Annotated in this window: 17 protein-coding genes; 7 read left to right on the top strand and 10 right to left on the bottom strand. The window is 51.8% G+C overall.

Annotated features, from left to right (window positions below; genetic code table 11):
- The first annotated feature begins 222 nt into the window (after positions 1 to 222).
- Together R70331_RS09665 and R70331_RS09660 are read left to right on the top strand one after the other, a co-directional pair.
- On the top strand, positions 223 to 1,113 hold the full coding sequence (locus R70331_RS09665) for a carbohydrate ABC transporter permease (RefSeq protein ID WP_042174914.1): 891 nt from the start codon (positions 223 to 225) through the stop codon (positions 1,111 to 1,113).
- Complete coding sequence (locus tag R70331_RS09660) at positions 1,113 to 1,946, top strand: carbohydrate ABC transporter permease (RefSeq protein WP_042174912.1); 834 nt, start codon at positions 1,113 to 1,115, stop codon at positions 1,944 to 1,946. Before R70331_RS09665 ends, R70331_RS09660 begins: the two co-directional genes overlap by 1 nt.
- A gap of 426 nt (positions 1,947 to 2,372) precedes the next feature.
- Here the strand turns inward: R70331_RS09660 and R70331_RS09655 are convergent, their stop codons facing one another.
- From R70331_RS09655 to R70331_RS09640, 4 genes are all read right to left on the bottom strand, one after another.
- Positions 2,373 to 3,407 (bottom strand): CapA family protein, encoded by a 1,035-nt coding sequence (locus R70331_RS09655; RefSeq protein WP_052418997.1) that lies wholly within the window; start codon positions 3,405 to 3,407, stop codon positions 2,373 to 2,375.
- Between the two features lie 78 nt (positions 3,408 to 3,485).
- On the bottom strand, positions 3,486 to 4,145 hold the full coding sequence (locus tag R70331_RS09650; RefSeq protein WP_042174911.1) for a class I SAM-dependent methyltransferase: 660 nt from the start codon (positions 4,143 to 4,145) through the stop codon (positions 3,486 to 3,488).
- A 77-nt stretch (positions 4,146 to 4,222) separates the two neighbouring features.
- The gene (locus tag R70331_RS09645; protein WP_042174910.1) at positions 4,223 to 5,245 is read right to left on the bottom strand and encodes an SDR family oxidoreductase; all 1,023 of its coding nucleotides are present in this window, start codon (positions 5,243 to 5,245) and stop codon (positions 4,223 to 4,225) included.
- A gap of 18 nt (positions 5,246 to 5,263) precedes the next feature.
- Positions 5,264 to 6,202 carry an aldo/keto reductase family protein gene (locus R70331_RS09640; protein ID WP_042174909.1) on the bottom strand — a complete coding sequence of 313 codons (939 nt, stop codon included), beginning with the start codon at positions 6,200 to 6,202 and terminating at the stop codon, positions 5,264 to 5,266.
- Positions 6,203 to 6,500: 298 nt separating this feature from the next.
- On the opposite strand from R70331_RS09640, the gene R70331_RS31830 reads away from it, so the two are divergent.
- Positions 6,501 to 7,865 (top strand): hypothetical protein, encoded by a 1,365-nt coding sequence (locus R70331_RS31830; protein ID WP_052418996.1) that lies wholly within the window; start codon positions 6,501 to 6,503, stop codon positions 7,863 to 7,865.
- A 65-nt stretch (positions 7,866 to 7,930) separates the two neighbouring features.
- On the opposite strand, the gene R70331_RS09630 is transcribed toward R70331_RS31830, so the two are convergent.
- A complete protein-coding gene (locus tag R70331_RS09630; RefSeq protein WP_231576439.1) occupies positions 7,931 to 8,638 on the bottom strand; it encodes a glycosyltransferase in 708 nt (235 codons plus the stop codon).
- A 127-nt stretch (positions 8,639 to 8,765) separates the two neighbouring features.
- Between R70331_RS09630 and secD the strand changes: the two genes are divergently transcribed.
- Both secD and secA read left to right on the top strand, forming a co-directional pair.
- On the top strand, positions 8,766 to 10,994 hold the full coding sequence (gene secD, locus R70331_RS09625; RefSeq protein WP_231576438.1) for a protein translocase subunit SecD: 2,229 nt from the start codon (positions 8,766 to 8,768) through the stop codon (positions 10,992 to 10,994).
- Between the two features lie 24 nt (positions 10,995 to 11,018).
- A complete protein-coding gene (gene secA / locus R70331_RS09620) occupies positions 11,019 to 13,391 on the top strand; it encodes a preprotein translocase subunit SecA (protein WP_042174908.1) in 2,373 nt (790 codons plus the stop codon).
- Positions 13,392 to 13,501: 110 nt separating this feature from the next.
- Here the strand turns inward: secA and R70331_RS31025 are convergent, their stop codons facing one another.
- Together R70331_RS31025 and R70331_RS09610 are read right to left on the bottom strand one after the other, a co-directional pair.
- Positions 13,502 to 15,976, bottom strand: coding sequence for a BclA C-terminal domain-containing protein (locus R70331_RS31025; protein WP_156131099.1), 2,475 nt, complete (start codon positions 15,974 to 15,976; stop codon positions 13,502 to 13,504).
- A 377-nt stretch (positions 15,977 to 16,353) separates the two neighbouring features.
- A complete protein-coding gene (locus R70331_RS09610; RefSeq protein WP_042174907.1) occupies positions 16,354 to 17,493 on the bottom strand; it encodes a response regulator in 1,140 nt (379 codons plus the stop codon).
- Between the two features lie 372 nt (positions 17,494 to 17,865).
- On the opposite strand from R70331_RS09610, the gene R70331_RS09605 reads away from it, so the two are divergent.
- Positions 17,866 to 18,408: an NADPH-dependent FMN reductase gene (locus R70331_RS09605; RefSeq protein ID WP_042174905.1), complete on the top strand. Its 543-nt coding sequence runs from the start codon at positions 17,866 to 17,868 to the stop codon at positions 18,406 to 18,408.
- A 223-nt stretch (positions 18,409 to 18,631) separates the two neighbouring features.
- Positions 18,632 to 18,844: a hypothetical protein gene (locus R70331_RS09600; protein ID WP_042174903.1), complete on the top strand. Its 213-nt coding sequence runs from the start codon at positions 18,632 to 18,634 to the stop codon at positions 18,842 to 18,844.
- A gap of 66 nt (positions 18,845 to 18,910) precedes the next feature.
- Here R70331_RS09600 and R70331_RS09595 read toward each other — a convergent pair whose 3' ends face one another.
- The 3 genes from R70331_RS09595 to R70331_RS09585 all read right to left on the bottom strand — a co-directional run bounded on the left by R70331_RS09595 (position 18,911) and on the right by R70331_RS09585 (position 21,717).
- On the bottom strand, positions 18,911 to 19,729 hold the full coding sequence (locus R70331_RS09595; RefSeq protein ID WP_042174901.1) for a serine/threonine protein kinase: 819 nt from the start codon (positions 19,727 to 19,729) through the stop codon (positions 18,911 to 18,913).
- Positions 19,730 to 19,954: 225 nt separating this feature from the next.
- Positions 19,955 to 20,953, bottom strand: coding sequence for a stalk domain-containing protein (locus R70331_RS30420; RefSeq protein ID WP_052418995.1), 999 nt, complete (start codon positions 20,951 to 20,953; stop codon positions 19,955 to 19,957).
- A 167-nt stretch (positions 20,954 to 21,120) separates the two neighbouring features.
- Entirely contained in the window at positions 21,121 to 21,717 is a 597-nt protein-coding gene (locus R70331_RS09585) for a hypothetical protein (RefSeq protein WP_042174899.1), read from the bottom strand.

The following is a 21,717-nucleotide window of genomic DNA, read 5'->3' as shown; positions in this document are numbered from 1 at the left end:
CCAGCAGCTTTTTCAGGGTATTCGGGATAATGGCTGCAGCCTCCTCCGCATGATTTTTGTTTCCGCTTTCAGTTCACTTTTTTACCCCTAACTGTCTTCTTAAATCCATTTCTGAGTATACGGCGCTGCCCTATAATACACAATATAGACTAACCGGAATGGTTAAGTGTGGCAAGCGGGGTCCGTTACTCCCACCCTATAAATAGCAGAAGAGGTGCATCCATGTTAAAATCACTCGGCAGAAAATGGCGCGATAAAACAGAATTCGGGCTCTTCACCCTCCCCGTTCTGATCTGTATCGCAGTAGCCTTCTACATCCCGTTCATCATGACCATCCGTTATTCCTTGACCAAATGGAACGGGATTTCCAAGCATCCCAAATTCGTCGGGCTGGATAACTTCAAGCAGATTTTTACCGGGGATACCAATTTCTCCGACTCCGCCTGGTTCACCATTAAATATGCGGTGCTCTACATCGTCATTGTCAATGTGCTGGCCATTCTGCTGGCCGTGCTGCTGGATATGAAGCTGAAGTCCACCTCCTGGCTGAGAGCCGCCTTCTTCATTCCTTATATTCTCAGCCTGGTGATCGTCGGCTTCATCTGGAAGTTCATTTTCATGCAGGGCTTCAACTCGCTCGGGGAGAGCACCGGCTGGGCAATCTTTGATCTGAGCTGGCTGGGGACGCCGGGGCTCGCTTTTATATCCATATTAGGTGTATCCATCTGGCAATCTATCGGCTTCTATCTTGTTATCTATATCGCCGGCCTGCAGTCGGTACCGGAGGATCTTAAGGAAGCGGCAACAGTGGACGGCGCAGGGGCGCTGAGACGGTTCTTCAGCATTACGCTGCCGCTGCTCGCACCATCCATTACCATCTCGGTATTTATGGCGCTGACGAACTCTATCAAAGTATTCGACGTCATCCTGTCGCTGACCGGAGGCGGTCCCGGCGGAACCACCTACAGTATCGCCTATGACATTTACCGTGACACATTCCAGAACAACCTGTACGGGTACGGTACGGCGAAAGCGCTTATCCTGTTCGTAGCGGTGCTGATCGTTACCGTTATTCAGCTTACATTCTTCAAGAAAAGAGAGGTGGAGGCATAATGAAAACCAACAACAAGGCAGGCAAAATTGTACTTGAGATTGTGCTCGTCCTCCTCTCCCTGCTGTTCCTGTATCCGCTGTTCCTGACCATTATCAACTCGTTCAAAAGCTTCGGCGAGGTCATGACCGACGTCATCGCCCTGCCGCAAAAGCTGACATTCGCTAACTATTCCTATGTATGGGAATTCATTAACTATCCGCGTCTGTTCCTGAACAACTTTATCATCACCGGGGTCGGGCTGCTGGGGATTGTGTTTGTCTCCTCCATCGCCGCTTACAAGCTGGCCCGGACCAAAACAAAATGGAGCGGCGTCATCTATTTCCTCTGCATCATGCCGATGCTGATTCCGTTCCAGTCGATCATGCTGACAGTGCTCCAGACAGCGAAGAACCTGAACTTGTCTGAAAGCACCTGGGGATTGGGCCTGCTCTACTGGGGCTTCGGTGCACCGCTTGCCGTATTCATCTATCACGGCTTCGTGAAAGGGATTCCGCTGGAAATCGACGAAAGCGCTACGATCGACGGGGCTTCCGGCTTCCGCCTGTTCTTCAGTGTCATCTTCCCGCTGCTGAAATCAGTAACAACCACCATTGTCATCATCGACGTCATGTGGATCTGGAACGACTTCCTGCTCCCGCTCCTGATGGTCAACGGCTCACCGGATACGAAGACGCTGACGCTGGCCGCTTACACCTTCGTCGGACAGTATACCTCTGACTGGCAGTATGCCATGACAGCCATGGTAATGGCCGTGCTGCCGTCCATCATCGTGTTCATCTTCCTGCAAAAGTATATTGTTAAAGGTGTTGTCGCCGGAGCGGTTAAGGGCTGACCGGTTTGGCTTAGCCGCAAGCTTCTGCGTAATATCCATACAAAGCACCCCGCAGCCGTGATGGCTGCGGGGTGCTTTTTGGGTTTTGTATGCTTGATGCGCGGCTTGAACTCATTAGGCTCCATTCAATTAAGTGGAAATACGTCACCTAATTCCGGGCTGAGTGCGGGGAAAAGCACATTAGCTGGAAAAAGGACACCTAATATCGCTGATTTCGCTCCTAGGGAGGATTAGCGGCGAATTAAGATACATTTTTCCAGCTAATCACGCGAAGTTCCGATTTCGCGCAGGATTAAGTGACTAAAATCAAACTAAATTCCGGTCCTCAGCAGAAGCAGCTAGCGTGAAGCTGTAGGGTGGGCGGCTGGAGCGGTTAAGTGTGCAGCTGCGATTTCGGCTGCTAGGCTTATGACGTCAGCCTCCAGCTCACTGCTTCTCGCTGACCGTTCCGTCCGAGGCAATCCTGGCGTTGAATGACAGCTGGTTCAGCTTTTGGATCGCTTCCTTATTATAGGCAGCACCCATAAAGTTCGGCTGTCCCCCGATGATCTTGACCGGCGTGATCTTACTGGCAATACCCGACTTCGTAATCGTAAAGTCAGCCAGCATCGAATGCACCGTCTTCTCCCCGCCGCGCGTGGACTTGTTGAACACAAAGTTACCCAGCGAGTAATAGATCGGCTTGTGCTTGTAATACTCAATGCCCATCAGACAGTGGCTGTGTGCGCCGAGGATAATATCCGCGCCGCTGTCAATCATCTGCTTGGCCAGCGTCCGGGCATATTTCTCGGGATAATCCTTGAACTCCTCGTTCCAGTGCAGATATACGACTGTATAGTCGTTGTCTTTGGCGGATTTCTTAATAGCACTCAGCAGCGGCTCGGCGGTATAGGCTGATGCGGCTCCCGGCGTATCCTTACCGGCATGCCAGGAAGGCCCGGATAATACCCGGCTCGCACCGAGTACGGCAATCCGCTTGCCTTTGACCGTTTTGACATACGGCTTGAACGCCTGGCCGATGTTGCTGCCTGCTCCGGTATGGCCGATTTTGTATTTATCCAGATGGACCAGCGTATCCAGCATCGCGTCCTGCCCGTAGTCGAGAATGTGATTGTTCGCCAGCGATACCCCGTCGATACCGGCGAAGATCAATCCCCCGAGCGTCTCCGGCTTGGACCGGAAGGCAAACGTCTTCTCAGCCGGCTTGCCGCGGACCGAGACCGGAGTCTCTAAATTAGCGAAGGCCAGATCGGCCTTTTGCAGGACAGGAGCTACTTTGGCAAACGGGAAATTGACACCGTATCTGGCAATCTGCTCCCCCACAAAGCCGTCCAGCAGAATATCTCCGGCGAAGGTCAGGGTGATCCGGTCTGGAGGCTGTGTCTTTGAAGCTCCCCCGGATACCGCCGGGCCGGGAACCAGCAGAAAGATTAATAGAATAAGTATGGCAGCTCTGCGCACTCGGGTTACTCCTTCTGATAATTTATTTATCAACTATAACGGATAAGGTTCATTACCCAAAAGAGTAGAAAGTCCCTGCTAGACTTGCGCTTTTTTCAGTACCGCCCGGAAGCAGTTCAGCCCGCCCCACTGCTCTGTCCGCAGCGCATCCGCCGGCAGATTGAAATCCGTCTCCCCCCAGTACTGGAATCCGGCCTGCAGGAGCACATCGTTCATCACCGGCAGATTGACGGTCGGATAATCAAATGTCAGCACAAGCAGCCCCTCCCCGTTCAGGGTTCTGTGGAACTCACGGATGGCCAGCACGGCATCCTCTGCGGACAGATGCTCCAGCACCGAGATGCAAAAAACCGTATCAAAGCTCTCATCCGCATAAGGCAGCGATGTTAGGTCAGCCTGGGCCAGATGAAGGCTTGTTGTGCTTCTGGCCAGCACCTGCCGGGCCGCTTCCACGCCGATATCATCGACAATGTCCTGAAGAATCGCTTCCCTGGACATAATGCGGGCATCAATATCGCAGGCGTAGACCTCGGCACTGAAGCCGGCAAGATAGAACTTGAGCGGGTGGGAGATGCCGCAGGCGGCATCCAGCACCACATCATGGGACGAAATGAAATTCGTGCACCATTCGTATTCATAAGGCCGGCTCCACCAGGACTCCGGCAAGTCATAAATCAGCTTGTCGCGGCGGGCATCGGAATTGACAAAAAAGCGGGATACATACGGATGTGTCGGCATGACCAGGACTCCTTTTTTACAGGTTTCGGTAGGTAGTGAGAGTATATTCATCATTCCTTGATTCATGCCACATGCTGTTACACGTAGTAAGACAACAGCTTGGCGTCAACGCCGTGTCTGCTGATCAGCGTATCCAGCATTTTGGACCATTCCCCGTCCACGCTGCAGCGCTCCGGATGAGCTTCGAACCAATCAACTGATTGCTTGATGCCCTCCGCAAACGGAACTGTGGCACTGAACTCAGGCACCAGCCGCTTGATCTTGCTGTTGTCGAACACGCTGCTCACCGCCTGATCACCGATAAGGCCGTCAGCGGTTCCCGCTGGTGTATGCGCCGCGATGAAATCTGTCGAGATATGAACCACCTTCGGCTCTCTGCCCGCCGCCCCGCCAATTGCAGCATAAATCTGATTCCAGTTCAGCGATTCATCAGACGTGATATGCACGGCTTCACCGATTGCTTCCGGGTTCCCCAGCAGACCCGTGAAGCCTTTGGCAAAGTCTGTATTGTGGGTCATTGTCCAGAGTGAGGTGCCGTCCCCGTGAATGACTATCGGCTGTCCTTTGCGGATCCGCTCCACCAGTGACCAGGGATGCTTGCCGCTGGTCAATGCCGCCGGAATGGCTGTTATGCCGTAAGTATGGGAGGGCCGTACAATGGTTACCGGGAAGGAGCCGCTGCGGTGCTTCTCCAGCAGCAGCTCTTCACAGGCGATTTTATTGCGGGAATATTCCCAGTAAGGATTATTCAGCGGCGTCTCCTCCGTGATCAGGTAGCTGCGCTGCGGCTTCTGATAGGCAGAGGCTGAGCTGATGAAGATATACTGCTTCGTTTTGCCGGAAAACAATTGAATATCGTTCTGCACATGCTCCGGCGTGAACGCAATCCAATTTACCACAGCATCGAATTCCAAACCCTTAAGCGCCTCTGCAGCTCCTGCCGCATCGCGGATATCCCCGCGGATTACCTGTGCCCCTTCAGGCACGAACTCATCCCGCTCCCCGCGGTTGAACAGATACAGCTCGATCCCCTGTGCAACTGCAAGCTTTGATACGGCCTCGCTGATTAATCCTGTGCCTCCGATAAAAAGTACCTTCATCTGTATCTGCTCCTCTCTCTAATCAATGATAGCGGCAATACGTGACAATACCTCTTCTGTCAGTTCAATACCCGAAGCCTTAACATTCTCTTCAACCTGCTCCGGTCTGCTCGCGCCGACAAGTGCGCTTGCCACATTAGGCTGCCGCAGAATCCAGGCAAGCGCCAGGTTACCGGCAGAGATGTCCAGCTCAGCTGCTATCTTGCCCAGCTCCTGTACCTTGGCGATCTTCTCTTCGGTGACTCCTTTGCGCATCCAATCCAGCTTAGAGGCACGGCTGCCGGCAGGAATGTCGTGGGCCGAGCTGTATTTTCCGGTCAGCAGCCCCTGGGCCAGCGGTGAGAATACAACCTGTCCGATCCCTTTGCGTTCCCCGAGCGGAATTACTTCCTTCTCAATATAACGCTCGAACATATTATAAACCGGCTGATTAACGACAATGCGGTCGAGCAGATAACGGTCAGCAACCGCCAGCGCTTCCGTCATCTGTGCAGCCGTCCATTCACTAACACCTACATAGAGCACCTTGCCCTGCCGGACCAGATCATCCAGCGTACGCAGGGTTTCCTCAACCGGCGTCTCCGGGTCATAACGGTGGCAGTACATAATGTCCACATATTCAGCACCCAGCCGCTTCAGGCTGGCATGGCACTGCTCCGTAATATGCTTGCGGGACAGCCCCCGGTCATTTGGACCGTCGCCCATAACGCCGTACACCTTGGTGGCCAGGACATAGGATTCGCGGGGAAATCCGCGCAGCGTCTCGCCAAGGAGCGTCTCGGCCGCACCTTTTTCATATACATTAGCTGTATCAAAAAAATTCACGCCTAAACCGTAAGCGGTTTCAATAGCTTGTACAGCATTATCACGCTCAACATACCCGCCGTAGGTCAACCAGCTTCCCAGGCTGATCTCACTGACCTTAAGCCCCGATCCGCCCAATCTGCGGTACTTCATTCCACACTTCTCCTCTCAGCACCCTCTTTATCTGCCATGACAGAACCGGCAGTTCTTGTACATTGTTATTCTAGACCAGTTTGGAATGAATTTCTATGGTTTGCTAAAATAGAATGTTCATTGTGTCAAATAGGTGAATTCTTATATAATAGAAGATAACACAGAATAGTAGAACAGCCAAAACAATCTATAAATCAACGTCAATAACCAAATTTCGCATCCAAAAAAACTTCAGCACTACTATTGTCTATGAATAAACGCACTTTCGAGAGGCATCTATCAGGAGAGGAACATCATTATGAACAGCCCGCGACTGCTTATCGCAAGCCCTATCCGGCAAAAGCCGGAAATCCTCAGCCTGTTTCTGTACTCCCTTAGCAATCTGGATACAGCAGGAATTGACATCCATTATATGTTCTTCGATGATAATACCGCTCCCGCATCCTCCCGGCTCCTGCAGCAGTTTGTCCGGCAATCCTCAGGAGCTGCCGTCATTCTTTCTCCCCCTGAGGAAGAGGGCTCCAGATACTCAAGTGATGACAATACCCACCGCTGGCCTGAGGATGCCGTCTGGAGAGTCGCCGCGATGAAGGATCAGATCCTCCAGTCAGCCGCGGCCGGAGAATATACACATGCCTTTCTTGCCGATTCTGACCTCCTGTTCCATCCGCAGACACTAAAAACGCTGCTGAAAAGCGGGAAGGAGCTTGTATCGGCTGTTTTTTGGACCCGCTGGCAGGCGGATGCACTGGAGATGCCCCAGGTATGGCTGCATAGTGAATACGGCCAGCATCCGCTGATCCGGCGTGAGGATTTAAGCCCGCAGGAAACCTGGAGCCAGGTTCAGCGCTTCTATGCCCGGCTGCGCCAGCCCGGCCTGCATGAGGTCGGAGGCCTCGGAGCCTGTACGCTGATCAGCCGTCAGGCGCTGCTGCGCGGAGTACAGTTTGCCGAAATTCCAAATTTGGGCTACTGGGGCGAAGACCGGCATTTCTGTGTCCGTGCCGCTGCCTTAGGATTGCAGATGTATGTCGAAACAACTTATCCTGCCTACCATATTTACAGAAGCTCTGATCTGGAGGGCTGCTCTGCCTATCTTGAAGCAAGTGCCTCTGCGGTGCCGGCAGCAGCAGACACAGGGCTGTCTGCTGCCATGCAATGTATCCGTTACGGATATGACGAAGCAGCCAGTGAGCTGCTTGAGCAGTTTCTGGATGACAATCAGGGAACAGAGGATGAGCGGGTAACCGCTTTGCTGGAGCTGGATGCCTGTTACGGCAGGCTCGGGGATACAGTGAAGGGCCTTGACCTCCTGAGAGCCGCTGCAGCCGGCTTCAGCCGGTCCGAGCTCACCTTTAGAATCGGTGCCAAATTAATGGACGTGCAGGCTTGGGATGAAGCCATCCGCTGGCTTAAGCAGTCGCTCGCCTCGCCCCGGCCGGCTAACTGGGAGAGCCTGCCCGGAAAGGACACCTGGACCTGGATGCCCTGCATTCAGCTGTGCGTCTGCTACTCCAGGCTCGGCAGCTGGCGGTCCGCTTTTAAATACAATGAGCAGGGGCTTGCTTACGTGCCTGACAATCTGGTCATGCTTAACAACCGCAGTGCATTGCTGGACAAGCTGACCGCCGGAACGCAGCCGGACTCAGAGCAAACCGGCTAGGCCAAGGCAGGCGCGGGATAGCAAAAGGCTGTCTCCCTGGCAGATGCCGGAGACAGCCTGTAGCGTTATTCTTCCCAGGCCGTGAGACGAGGCTCCGGGTCAAGAATAGAGTGATATTGGGCAAGACTTCCATTAGCACCTTCCGGGTCAAGCTCCATGTAGCGCCTGTATTTACTCAAGCGGTCCTCTGCTCTTGCCCAGCCGAGATGCTTCAGGCGGAGCGCCGAAAGCTCATTGTGAAGCCCGTATACATTCTCGGGAAACCGGCCGCAATGCTGGCTTGTTTCACGCCAGGTGTACTCGTACCCGGACTCATAGCGGAGCAGGAACGGGCGGTAATAATGATGCGCCTGCCAGTAGGCATCGTCCCTGTAAGCATTCATATTCCAGAAATCATACAAACGGAAGGAGTATAAGTACACTCCTTCTCTTGATATCAGCGATTCGATCTGACTGCCGAATGCATCCTCAAACCATTCATCGGCATCCAGATTCAGAATCCAGTCTGGTCCGACTTCAAGGGTCTCCTGCCATTGCTGCCGGCGCAGATCGATTTCATTGCTGAACCGGGATGCCTGATTCCGCACCAGCTTCACATTAATTCCCTCGAGCACTTCCAGGCATAGCTCAGGGGTTCCGTCGGTGCTGCCGTCATCAATAATGACTGCATCGCTGATATATTGGCGGTGGCGCTCAAGGGCCTGCCTCAGGTAACGCCCCTGTTCATTGCGGACAACCATGGAAAGTGTCAGACGCGGTTTGGCACTGCTCAAGGAACCACCTTCATTTCTTTTATTATGAATACTGTAAGCCCTTATCTACTATAGCAGCAAAACAATAAAATTTGAAGAATCGCAGCCGGAAACGGCTTCACTGCTTCACACAGGGGGATTTTCCAGCGTGGCGATAAACCGGAAACGTATAGCTGCTTTCTCGGCAACGGTAATACTCTTATTCATTATTATAGCAGCGACAATTCCCAGAGTATTAGAGGATGTCCGGCTCGGACTTGATCTAAAGGGCGGTTTTGAGGTGCTGTATGAGGCGCAGCCGCTTTCACCCGGGGGCGTCATAACACTGGAGAGCCTCAGACAGACCGCAGCCAGCCTTGAAAAAAGAGTGAATGCGCTCGGCACCTCTGAGCCCGAGATCTGGACAGAGGGCACGAACCGGATCCGCGTCCGTCTACCCGGTGTAACCGACGAGCAGAAGGTCAGGGAATTGCTCGGTAAACCGGCTGAACTGACGGTAGTCGGTCCTGACGGTTCAGTGGAGCTGCGCGGGGCTGACTTTGTCGAAGGCGAATCACTTGTTGTGCGGGATGACTTTGGAAATCCCGGCATTCTGGTCACGCTGAAGAATCCGGAGAAGCTTGAGGAAATGTCCACCCGTCTGCTGAACCAGCAGATCCGTTTTGAACTGGACGGGGAGCTGCTTACCGATCCGGTCGTCCAGGCGGTCATAACGGGCGGGAAAATGCGGATTGTCGGTGCTTTTTCACAGACTGAAGCATCTGAGCTTGCAGACATTATCAATATGGGGGCCCTGCCGCTGAAGCTGAATGAGAAGCTGAACCAGACCATCGGCGCCTCCCTTGGCCAGGAGGCTTTGTCAGAGACGCTTCGGGCTGCCGCGATCGGCTCTGTGCTGGTGCTGCTGTTCATGCTGATTTTTTACCGGCTGCCAGGTCTCATTGCTTCCTTCACGCTGATAACTTACGGCTGGCTGCTGCTGCTCAGCTTCAATCTGGTTCAGGCGACCATGACATTGCCGGGAATAGCCGCCTTCGTACTCGGCGTAGGAATGGCTGTTGATGCGAATATCATCACTTATGAGCGGATTAAGGAAGAGCTCCGGTCAGGTAAAAGCCTTCCCTCCGCTCTCACGGCTGGCTCCCGGCATTCCTTCAGAACCATTATGGACTCCAATATAACCGCGCTGATCTCTGCATTCTGTATGTTCTCCCTCGGATCGGGGGCGATTAAAGGCTTTGCGGTCACCATGATTCTGAGCATTGTGCTGAGCATCCTTACCAATGTTTATTTCTCCCAGTGGCTGCTGCGCCAGCTCGGCCGTTCAGGCTTGCTCCAGAATGTCAGATGGTACAGTGTAAAGCCGTCCGAGGTAAATGCATTCGGCTCCCGTGAAGCGCATGAGGTTACAGCCTCGCACCGCAGCTTCAATTTTACCGGATCACGGAAGCGGTTCTACATCTTTTCGGGAGCATTGACGATTATTGGGGTTGCCAGCCTGCTGATTCAGCAGGTGAACTACGGCGTGGATTTCCGTGCAGGCACGTCGCTGGATATCCAGCTGTCCCAGAGCGTCTCCCAGCAGCAGGCCGAGAGCATCATCCGCGAAGCCGGATTTCAGCCGGCTATTGTTGCCATCGGCGGTGAGGCCGCAAACCGGGTTTCGCTGCGCTTTAATGAAACGTTTCCGCCCGATAGCGGCAACGCCGCCATCATAGGGGATGCGCTGACTGCCAGGCTCGGCGGCACAGCCAGCCTGGAGGAGAATACCGTGGACCCGGATATTGCCAGGGAATTCGCCAAGAAGGCCGGTCTGGCAGTGGCATTGTCCAGTCTCGGTATTCTGGTCTATGTCGGCATCCGTTTTGAAAAAAGATTTGCCGTCGGTGCTATCGTCGCATTGCTGCATGACGTTTTTGTTATCATTACTATTTTTTCAATCTTCCGCCTGGAGATTAATCTTCCGTTTATCGCTGCAATGCTTACCATTATCGGTTACTCCGTTAATGATACTGTCGTCATATTCGACCGGATCCGCGAAAACCTGAAGAGCGGCATTCCCCGTGACCGGGAGCAGCTGGAGCAGATAGTAAATACAAGCATTAACCAGACGCTGCTCCGCTCGGTGAACACCTTTTTGTGTGTACTCTTTGCATCAGCAGCGATTCTGTTCTGGGGCAGTGAGTCCATCCGGCTGTTTTCACTGGCAATGACACTGGGTCTTATTACAGGTGTGTATTCTTCTGTATGTATTGCCAGCCAAATCTGGCTTACCCTGACACTGCGCAAGCTGCGCCGTGAGAAACAGAACGCCCCGGCTGACGCCGATCCGTACCGGATGTCTGCACTGCAGCTCGAATATGAGGATGCCGATTAACCGGCATGTTAAGGAGGAACAATAATGCTGCGACAAGTTCAGCGGATATTAAATCATAACGACTGGGAGCTAAGCAGGCTTAGCCGGATCATTGAGCGGATGAATACATTCGCTCCGGAAATTCAGGCGCTTAGTGACGTTGAGCTAAATGCCCGTACTTTCGTCTTCCGCACACGGATTAGCAATGGCGAGCCGCTGTACGGGCTGCTGCCTGAGGCTTTTGCTGTTGTACGCGAAGCTGTCCGCCGTGTGCTGGGGCTTCTGCTCTATGATGAGCAGTTGCTGGCCGCTGCGGCCCTGTTTAGAGGCGACATTGCGGACATGAAGACCGGTGAAGGAAAGACGCTGGCGAGCATTCCGGCCGGCTATGTCCACGCCTTGACAGGCAAGGGTGTTCATATTGTTACAGCCAATGAGTATCTGGCCGTCCGTGACAGCACCCAGCTGCAGCCCGTGTACCAGTTCCTGGGTCTTTCTGTCGGCTGCACGCTTAACGGCATGGCCCGTGACCAGAAACGCAGGTCTTATGCCTGCGATCTTACTTACGGAACTGCAAGTGAGTTCGGCTTCGATTATCTGCACGACCACCTGTCACTGTACAGCGAGCAGCTGGTCCAGCGCCCGCTACATTATGCCGTTATTGATGAGGTGGATTCAATCCTAATTGATGAAGCCCGTACACCGCTGGTTATCTCCGGTAAGGGCCAGCGGCCGTCCATGCTGTACTACCGGATGAACCGCTTTATTTTACCGCTTAGTGAAGGGTTTGATTTCACCATTGACCTGAAGGCCAAGACGCTTACCCTGACTGAGCTCTGCGTCCGGAAGGCTGAACGCGAATTCATGATTGACAACCTCTTTGATCCGGAGCATTCACTGATTCATCATCATCTCATTCAGGCGCTTAGAGCCCATCACCTGATCAGACGTGAGATCGAATATATTGTCAAGGATAATGCGATACAGCTTATTGATACGAATACCGGAAGGCTGATGCCCGGACGCCGTTATAGTGATGGTCTGCATCAGGCTATTGAAGAGAAGGAAGGGGTGCATATCGGAACAGAGCTGGTTCCCAAAGCGGCAATGACGCTTCAGCATTATTTCGCCGGATATCCCAAGCTGGCCGGCATGACCGGAACTGCAGTTACGGAGCATAACGAATTCCGCAGAGTCTACGGGCTGCATGCCGTCCAGATTCCGACCCGCTTGCCTTGTATCCGTGATGATCTGCAGGATCTCATCTATCTGACCGAAGCGGCCAAGAACGGTGCGATCATCTGCGAGGTGCTCGAACGGCACGCCAACGGACAGCCTGTTCTCATCGGGACCGTCTCCATTGAGAAATCAGAACAATTATCGGTGCTTCTTCAGGAAGCGGGAGTTCCGCACCGTGTGCTGAATGCCCACCGGCATGCGGAGGAAGCCGAAATTATCGCCGGCGCCGGCCGGAAAGGTGCTGTTACGATTGCTACCAACATGGCCGGAAGAGGCACCGATATTCAACTGGGAGAAGGCTCAGCCGAAACCGGCGGTTTGCATGTGATCGGGACCGAGCGGCATGAGAGCCGGCGGATTGATCAACAGCTGCGGGGACGTTCAGGCCGGCAGGGAGACCCGGGCTCCAGCCGCTTCTTCCTCTCGCTGGAGGATTCCTTGTTTCAGCGCTTCGGATCGGATTCGCTTAGACGGAAGATGCTGAAATTGGGCCATGACGAAAGCAGCCCGCTCGAAGGCAAGCTGGTCAGCCTGAGTATTGAATCCGCCCAGCATGTGGTCGAGGGCATCCATTACGATACACTTCTGCATGTCATTCAATATGATGATGTGGTAAACCGGCAGCAGAAGCTGATCTACCGGGACAGGGAGGACGTTCTGCTGAACCGGATAGACAGAGACCTTGTGGCGGCTATGCTGGGGCAATGGTGCAGAAGTCTTGTAACCCTGCACTGCCCGGAACAGGAGATTCCCGAGGAATGGAACACGGAGGGACTGCAGACCGCTGTGAATCCGCTGCTCGATCCCGACCTGCAGATAAATGCAGCAGATCTGCGGGTTATGGAGCAGCCGCAGCTGCGTCTATACCTGACGGAGCGTCTGAGCGCAGCTTACAGCAGAAAAGAAACAGCCCTTGGCAGCTTAGCCATGCGTAACCTCGAAAAATATATCATTCTTAACCAGGTAGACCGTCAATGGATGGAGCATCTCGACGCGATGGATCAGCTCCGGGAGGGCATTCATCTGCGGGCTTACTCTGGTAACGATCCGTTCCAGGAATATCAGTTCGAGGGGCACGAAATGTTCCTGGCCCTGATCCGGAATATCGGGGAAGCCGTATGCAGCGAGCTGCTCCGGGTTAAGATCTCACCAATGCTGCACTCCGGTACGGAAGGCTGAAAGACACGGCATAACAAAATAAACCAGAAGGGCAGCCGCACACCGGAATGAACCGGAGGCAGCTGCCCTTCTCTTTTTTATGAAGCAGATCTATTCTGTTTACAGCTCATTTAGATAGGAGGAGTTCCCGGTCCGATATATATTACGTTCATGGAAGCGCCGTCTCCGGTTGTCAAAGTTACAGCTCCTAGCAGGTTATACAATTGCAGCTCTAAGCTGTCACCGGCATTCAATTGTATAATAAATCCGTTGTTAAGATGCGATGTGCTGACACTAGGATTAACTATACTTGCATTAATCTGTACTCCGTTGCGCATAACTCTTGAGCTCACTAAATAGTTATTATTCATATTAATATCATACTGAATAAAGTAGGTTCCAGCAGTATTAATTGTAAAAGTACTGCTATTGAAGCTAACAGCGGAGCTTTGTGTGTCAAGCGTAAGCGGCACCGATGTACCACCGAGCACAACTGCAACTGTTCCTCCGCCCGAATTGACTGCGCTTGCGTATCCGCTTCCCCCGTCTGCCCCGGTTGCTCCGGTTGCTCCGGTTGCTCCTGTTGCTCCATTTACACCCGTCGCCCCAGTCACACCTGTTGCTCCAGTTACTCCTGTTGCTCCAGTTACTCCTGTTGCCCCAGTTACACCCGTCGCTCCAGTTACTCCTGTCGCCCCAGTCACACCTGTTGCTCCAGTTACTCCTGTTGCTCCAGTTACTCCTGTTGCTCCAGTTACTCCTGTTGCCCCAGTCACACCCGTTGCTCCAGTTACTCCCGTCGCCCCAGTCACACCTGTTGCTCCAGTTACACCCGTCGCTCCAGTTACACCCGTCGCTCCAGTTACTCCTGTCGCCCCAGTCACACCTGTTGCTCCAGTTACTCCTGTCGCTCCAGTCACTCCTGTCGCTCCAGTTACACCCGTCGCTCCAGTTACTCCTGTCGCCCCAGTCACACCTGTTGCTCCAGTTACTCCTGTCGCTCCAGTCACACCTGTTGCTCCAGTTACTCCTGTCGCCCCAGTCACACCTGTTGCTCCAGTTACTCCTGTCGCTCCAGTTACTCCCGTCGCTCCAGTTACACCCGTCGCTCCAGTTACTCCTGTCGCCCCAGTTGCACCTGTCGCTCCGGTTACACCCGTCGCTCCCGTTACACCCGTCGCTCCAGTTACTCCTGTCGCCCCAGTTGCACCTGTCGCTCCGGTTACACCCGTCGCTCCCGTTACTCCTGTCGCTCCAGTGGCCCCGGTCACACCGTCACTTCCAGTAGCTCCGGTTGCGCCTGTTGCTCCCGTCTCACCCGTCGCTCCCGCAGGCCCGGTTGCTCCTGTCGCTCCCGTCTCGCCCGTCGGTCCCGCAGGCCCGGTTGCTCCTGTTGCTCCCGTCTCACCCGTCGCTCCCGCAGGCCCGGTTGCTCCTGTTGCTCCCGTCTCACCCGTCGCTCCCGCAGGCCCGGTTGCTCCTGTTGCTCCCGTTCCGCCTGTCGCTCCCGACGGTCCGGTTACACCTGTCGCACCTGTAGCGCCGTCACTTCCCGCAGGTCCGGTTGCTCCTGTTGCGCCTACCGGCCCCTGGGAACCAGGGTTACCGCTGGAGCCTGTTACCCCTGTTGCCCCGGTCGGGCCGGCAGGTCCGGTTGCTCCTGTCGCACCGGTTGCACCTGTTTCACCTTTGACTGCCAGCTGGGCGAGCTGAGCTTTGATTTCTGGCAAGGATACCGCCTTGCTGGTTACCTCAATCATAGCCAGACCGCTTGCATCAGATACGAGAGATACAGGCTGTCCGACTTTAAGCTGCGAAAGATTAATGGCTGAAGCATTAAGCCCGTAGACCGCCAGTCCTTCAGTCAGACTGTACGTCGTTTTAACGCCGTCTGTATCAATTACAAGGCGGCTGTCCGTAATTTCACTTATGATGCCGTATTTTACCTTTTGTGCTACTGGTGAAGCTTCATCTAGTGCCAGATAAGGCAGGGAAGCATTAAGAATTTTTGCCATCTGGGCACGGGTTACATTCTGTAACGGCTTGAATTCATTGTCTGGAAAACCGTTTACGATTTTCAGCTGGGTCGCAACATGAATGGCATTCACAAGACCAGTTGAAGCATCGCTGATATCTGTGAAGGGTGAGGTATCCGCAGTCAACCCGCTGATCTGGTTAGCAGACTGTATCCCTCTCACAACAAGCTCTGTTACGGTTTCACGGCTGGCCGAGGCTCTGCCCCATCCCGGACCCAGATTGTCCTGATCCAGCAGTCCAAGATCCAATGCCAGCTTAATATATGACTGTGCCCAATCATCTGCCGGGTAACCGCTTACTCCTGCAGACAGCTGGTTATCTAGCCCCATCAGCCGGATCATCATGATAACAGATTCCTGATTGGTTACGTTATCCTGCGGAGCAAAAGTGCTGTCGCCGCGGCCATCAATGACCTCCAGCAGGTTCATCTGCGTAATTTGCTTCTCCGCCCATTTCACATGCTGCAGATCTGTAAAACTTGCTTTGGCAGCAGCGGCTGCCTGAGCTGCACTCGACAGGAACAGACTGAAGCTGAGACCGGTCATAATTGCTTTTTTCTTATCTTTCAAAATAATCCCCCGTCCAATGTGATTATTGTTACTGCTTCGCAGGTAATCAAACACTACAATAAATTGACAAGTTTATTTCCTGTGACAAAAGATACCTCCAGGCATCAAAAACCTACAAGGATTTCTTCTTTCCCACTTTTAAATGCTCCCGCATTCCTGTCTTTTTTGTAGCACATAATACCTCCTGTCGGAAATGTATACACTGTTTTAATGTATCATCGGACTATGGACATTTTCTGGACATTTTCCGACACATTTTTTTGTGCTGCATAGAAACATAATATTCACAATAGAGCGTAAGAATCTTTTACAGCCACGCACACAAAAAAACACCTTCCAACGAGGGAAGATGTACTTCTTTTATATCATATATAGGATCAGAGCTGGCACAGCATATCATTATACAGCTGTCTGACTGACTCTCTCGGCTCAAGCCCGAGCTCATGATTAAGCAGCTCTTTCATGGCATGATAATGGCGGATCAGGCTGATCCGGTCCTTTTCCCGGAAATAGAGGCCAAGCAGCAGTTCATGCGCCTCTTCCTCAAGCGGGGCATGCTGCAGCAGTTTACCAATCCGTTGTATAGCTTCCTCCGTCCTTCCCTCTCGCATGTAGAAGCCGCAGAGCCTTTTGGAAAGCTTAATATAGTGGCTGAGCATTTCCTCCCGTTTAGAGATACTCCACAGGTAGTCCGAATCAGCGAATAAATCCCCGGTGTACAGCTCCAGCACCCGCTCCACATTCATGGCGTTTGCCGCATCAACCACCTTGTTTTTACTGATGAACGTCTCAAATTCCCAGACATCTCCTGTGGTCCTTTCAAGCTCCATCCGGTATTTTCCACTTTTAAAATGAATAACGATATGGATCCCCGCTGCTTTCAATGCCTTCTTCAATTGATACATAGTGGTATGGAGGTTAGACTGGGCCTGCTCATCGCTGCAGTCCGGCCAGAGCGCCTGAACAATCTGCCCCTTGTACACATTGGACAAGCCTTTCAAGAACAGGAAGGACATCAGCTCCTTCGTTTTGGAGGTTCTCCATTTCACTTCCTCTTCCTCGCCCGATGTGTTCAGCAGCCTAAGCCCGCCGAAGCCGATAATACGGGTTTCCGGCTGAATGGATCGCACTGCTGCCTCATAGGCTCCACGCAACATCCGTTTTTTCTGAAGCCGGGTAACCGCACGGTCCAGCTGCTCCGGAATCAGGGGCTTCAGCAGATAATCGACGGCTTCAACCTTATATGCTTCTACTGCATAGGAGGTATGGGCGGTTACAAAAATAATGTCAAGCTCCCCGCATGCTTCCAGCAGCATTAATGCCAGTTCCACCCCGTTCATGCCCGGCATTTCCATATCCAGAAACACAGCATCCGGCTTCAGCGACCTAATCTCACGCAGGGCATCTGAAGGTTTACGGAAAGCACCGATCACTTCAATCCGCCCATCTCTGAGCAGCATGTTGGCCAATAATTCAAGTGCAGGCTTTTCGTCGTCGATGATTACCGCTCTCGTCATAACTCTCCTCCAGTGTACATCTTGCTGCAAAAAACCTGCACTGAGTACTTATTTACTGCTCTAACCTCATACAATTGCACAGAATACCCGTAACGATGACGTGAGATCATATATTAAATACAGACTGCCGAAAGTTAATTAAATTTTAAAATAACTATTTAGGCTATTAGTTTATCATGAAGCGTTTTCCCTGTAAATCTGCTTCCAGCAGCTAATTCTTCAGGAATGAACGCTCATTTTCCCATTCAATCTCCCTGCATCTAAAAATGCATTTTAGTTTCATAAATACACTTGCTTTATAAAAGTAATATGCTATAATAAAAACACAAACAACAAATGACATCCAATACAACTACTTGGGAGGAATATTAAATGACTACTTTAAACATCGGAATTATTCTGGGAAGCACCCGTCAAGGCCGCGTTAGTCCGCAAGTTGGAGAATGGGTTAAAGGCATTGCGGATGCCCGGGGAGATGCCAATTATGAAATTGTGGATATTGCCGACTTTAAACTGCCGCTATTGGGCGAGAGTGACGATTATGCCCCTGCTGCTGCCTGGGCGGCTAAGCTGGCTACACTGGACGGATTTGTCTTCATTGCGCAGGAGTATAACCACAGCATTACCGGGGCGCTTAAGAACGCGCTTGACTCCGCACGTGATGAATGGAATAACAAGGCTGCAGGTATTGTAAGCTACGGCTCGGCAGGCGGCGCGCGTGCAGCCGAGCATCTCCGCGGAATTCTAGGAGAGCTGCAGGTTGCAGATGTCCGTGTCCATCCGCTGCTCTCCTTGTTCACTGATTTCGAGAATGGTTCAGTGTTCAAGCCGGCTGACCTGCATACAGCCAACGTTAATGCAATGCTTGATCAGGTCCTGGCCTGGAGCGGTGCTCTCAAGACACTGCGCGCGTAAAAGGTATTACTCACAGCAAACAGCCGCCTCCGGTCCGGAGACGGCTGTTTGCTGTTGCTGCGGCAGGTTCCAGCGCCATATGGATACCCATGTTCTTGCCTGCTGCACCCTGCAAAAATGAAAAATTTCTCATGAAACCTTAATTTAATCATCGCGTACTACAGGGTAATTATAGAGTAAGATAAAATTATTAGCTAAACCTAACATATAAGGAGGAATTGTAATGCTCAGAAAACTTCTTGGTAAAGTGCTGCATTCCGTGGAACACTCCAGGCCCGGCGGTCACCGCAGACATTCCAGCAGCCATAAAGGACGGTCTTTTTACAACAGACACTCAAGCAGCAGCCGCGGCTACAAGCGGCATTCGTCCTCCGATGCCCGGCGCGGAGGTAGCGGACACAAATATTATAAGAACCGTTACGGCAGCTCAAGCTAAGCTCTGGCAGCCGTAATAACGCAAGAGGCGCTTTCCAGTTCCGGCTGGAAGCGCCTCTTTCTGTTATTACAGCAGACTCTTATATAAAGCAGCAGCCTCACGGGCAAAAGTCCCTATATCCGGATACGGCTCAGCCTGCTCACCCAGCAGCCGGCTGAGCAGCTGCCGCATTTCAGGTGAGAGCTTCAGCTCCTCCCTCCAGCTCCGCTCCTCTTCACCCCGTACCGGCTCATAGGCGGAGTAGAGCATGAACAGCATCAGCCGGCCCATGTCATGCAGATCCGAGGCGGCTACCGGCGGCAGCTGCTCTGGCAGGAGATCTGGATCAAGGCTTAGCTGCGCTACTGCCGTTCTTTCCTCTCCGATCCTGCTTGCCAGCCCAAAGTCAATCAGATATAAAGCATCCTTCTGTAAAATCACATTAGGAATGCGCAGATCCAGATGCACATACCCTCGGGAATGAACATGGGCCACCAGCTCCGCCAGCTTAAGAATAACAGCCAGGCTCTCCCGTTCACCGTAGATGAGCTGATCATCAAAGATCAGGTCCTCCAGCGTTTTCCCCGTAATATAATCACTGACCATCCAGTTCGATCCTTTATATTCCAGGTAGTCCCGGCACCGGGGGATATTGGGATGCTCCATGGACCTCAGGATCGTATACTCCTTCTCAAGCAGCATCCGTCCGGCAGTCTTTTTGCTCGGCCTGGACTGCTTCAGAGCGTACACCCTGCCGTTCTCTATATCACAGCAGCGGTAGGTTAGCCCATAGCTCCCTTCACCGATTAAACATTCAATTGTATATCGCCCGCCGATCCTCGATCCTTCGTGAAGCGGATAATCCTTCCAGGCCCGCACAAATCCGCTCAGCCGCTCAAATGCCATAGCTTGTTTTCTCCTGTCCCAGAAGTTTTATTGATATTATCACATAATTTGCTGCTGGTTGAAATGGCACCCTGCTGTTCAACTGAAGTAGCAATATCAACAATATCATCTAGCCGTTTATTGCAAATAAAAACAGCGCGTACCCATTGAATATAGGTACGCGCTGCCTGCATCGCTTTTATGATCGTTGTACTTGACCGGATTATGATCAGTAGGGTCACAAGGTTATTTAATTTTAAAATAGATGAAACTATCTTCATATTTAAGGCGATAATCTAGTTTTTCAAGCACGAAATAGTTGTCTTCACCCTTTATAACCGGTAAGATAACTTTGCCCGAAGCCTCATAGGAGCCTGTTTCGCCAGGTTTAATCTCAGGAAATTCAGGTAGTGCAGCATAAATATTATCCATTAGCGAACCATCAAAGCCTATGTATTCCTTCCCAACGTTGTAATTCCCGCTAGGCGTTTGAACCCCCCACATGTATGGATAATACATGGAAAGATAACGTGATCCGCTACCATCGCTCCCCTTAGTTAAGGTTGCATTCTTAACCTTGAGAGATACATCTAGCATAACAAAGTCCATTTCTGCTGCATAACTTGCACTTACGTCATAACCCAAGGCTTTCATTTGTTGAAGGCTAAACGGAGTTACTTTATTAATGGTGAACGTGTATTGTGCAGAACTTGTATCTGCTTCACCATCTTCATCATTTTTAATATCTGTAAAGGTATACGGGGTACCAATACTTACAGCGTTTGCGAACGAGGTGCCGCTATTACTGGAAGTGGAAGAAGCTGCCGGCTTTGGTGTTGCCTGCGGAACAGCTGTCGCTTGCGGCGCAGCTGTTGCTGCCGGCTTCGCAGTCGCCTGGACAACTGTATTATCTTTATCCGGAACAACAGATGCAGCTGTACCGCCGTTACCCGATGTGATCGCAACCGTTTTACGGCTGTTATCCCATTTGACAGTTGCTCCTAATGCCTCTGCTACAGCCTTAGCGGATACATAGCTGTGCCCTTCATAGACAATGGGATACATAGTGCCTTCATTGCTCGATAAATTCACTTTCTGATTGTCTACCTCAATACTAATGGCTGCATTCTGGTAAGCAGAAATTTTCTTCAGAGTGGTGTCGGCATAAGCCACTGCCCCCACAGCCAGCAGCATCGAGCTAACTGTAATGACAGTCATCACTTTTTTACTTGTCACCTTTAACATTATTCAGCACACTCCATTTTCACAATAATGTATATAATAGCCACAAAAACATTATGTATCAGAATGAGCATATCATCTTTTATCGAATTTTGTAAATACTGGATCACAAGATTATTGATTCCATTTAATCCTTAATATCCATAGACTCAGGCTTTATACTATTGATTTTATTTAAAAGTGTTAGCAGCCTGCCCGTCCATCAGGATGACAAACACTGCTTTACCTTCCGCATTATAGGCTGTGGATAACAGATGTATGTCTACGAGTTCTTCCCCGGAAAGTGAATTCATGTTCACTTCAGACCTTTCCAGCATTGTCGCGGTTTTTGTATCGTAATAATACTCCATAGACTGATCACCTTCAGCTATGGCATATTTCTCTCCATACAATTCCTTGATGGCTGATGAAGTCATCCCAACGTGTGCCCCCCTTGCAGTTCTGTAGATTCCCTCAGTGTTAACCCGCAGCGTTATGGCAACTGCCTTATCCTCTCTATAGAGCACGCTTACTCCAGACTCATATGTATAAGAATTGGGCAGACCTTCATTGCCCGTGCCCAGTACCTTCTCTGCATCTTTGCGGGACATGCCATAACTAATCCGCTCTTTACTGTTATCTGCTTTGTATATAGCCATATCCTGTTCGGAGAATGTGTCTGGTTCCATTTCGGCTGAACGGATAACCCCGGAACTGCTGCTGCAGCCTGCCAGTATAAGAAGAACAATTGTAGCAGTAAAAATAATATAAATCTGTTTAATTTTCAA

Source organism: Paenibacillus sp. FSL R7-0331 (assembly GCF_000758645.1).
Taxonomy (GTDB): Bacteria; Bacillota; Bacilli; order Paenibacillales; family Paenibacillaceae; genus Paenibacillus_AQ; species Paenibacillus_AQ camerounensis.
The sequence above is the reverse complement of the archived record's forward strand: the minus strand, read 5'-3'. Positions and strand labels throughout refer to the sequence as shown.

Coding starts and splice junctions, on each gene's coding strand:
- R70331_RS09665 (WP_042174914.1), top strand. CDS start 223: ATGTTAAAATCACTCGGCAGAAAATGGCGCGATAAAACAGAATTCGGG.
- R70331_RS09660 (WP_042174912.1), top strand. CDS start 1,113: ATGAAAACCAACAACAAGGCAGGCAAAATTGTACTTGAGATTGTGCTC.
- R70331_RS09650 (WP_042174911.1), bottom strand. CDS start 4,145: ATGCCGACACATCCGTATGTATCCCGCTTTTTTGTCAATTCCGATGCC.
- R70331_RS09645 (WP_042174910.1), bottom strand. CDS start 5,245: ATGAAGGTACTTTTTATCGGAGGCACAGGATTAATCAGCGAGGCCGTA.
- R70331_RS09640 (WP_042174909.1), bottom strand. CDS start 6,202: ATGAAGTACCGCAGATTGGGCGGATCGGGGCTTAAGGTCAGTGAGATC.
- R70331_RS31830 (WP_052418996.1), top strand. CDS start 6,501: ATGAACAGCCCGCGACTGCTTATCGCAAGCCCTATCCGGCAAAAGCCG.
- secA (WP_042174908.1), top strand. CDS start 11,019: ATGCTGCGACAAGTTCAGCGGATATTAAATCATAACGACTGGGAGCTA.
- R70331_RS09610 (WP_042174907.1), bottom strand. CDS start 17,493: ATGACGAGAGCGGTAATCATCGACGACGAAAAGCCTGCACTTGAATTA.
- R70331_RS09605 (WP_042174905.1), top strand. CDS start 17,866: ATGACTACTTTAAACATCGGAATTATTCTGGGAAGCACCCGTCAAGGC.
- R70331_RS09600 (WP_042174903.1), top strand. CDS start 18,632: ATGCTCAGAAAACTTCTTGGTAAAGTGCTGCATTCCGTGGAACACTCC.
- R70331_RS09595 (WP_042174901.1), bottom strand. CDS start 19,729: ATGGCATTTGAGCGGCTGAGCGGATTTGTGCGGGCCTGGAAGGATTAT.
- R70331_RS30420 (WP_052418995.1), bottom strand. CDS start 20,953: ATGTTAAAGGTGACAAGTAAAAAAGTGATGACTGTCATTACAGTTAGC.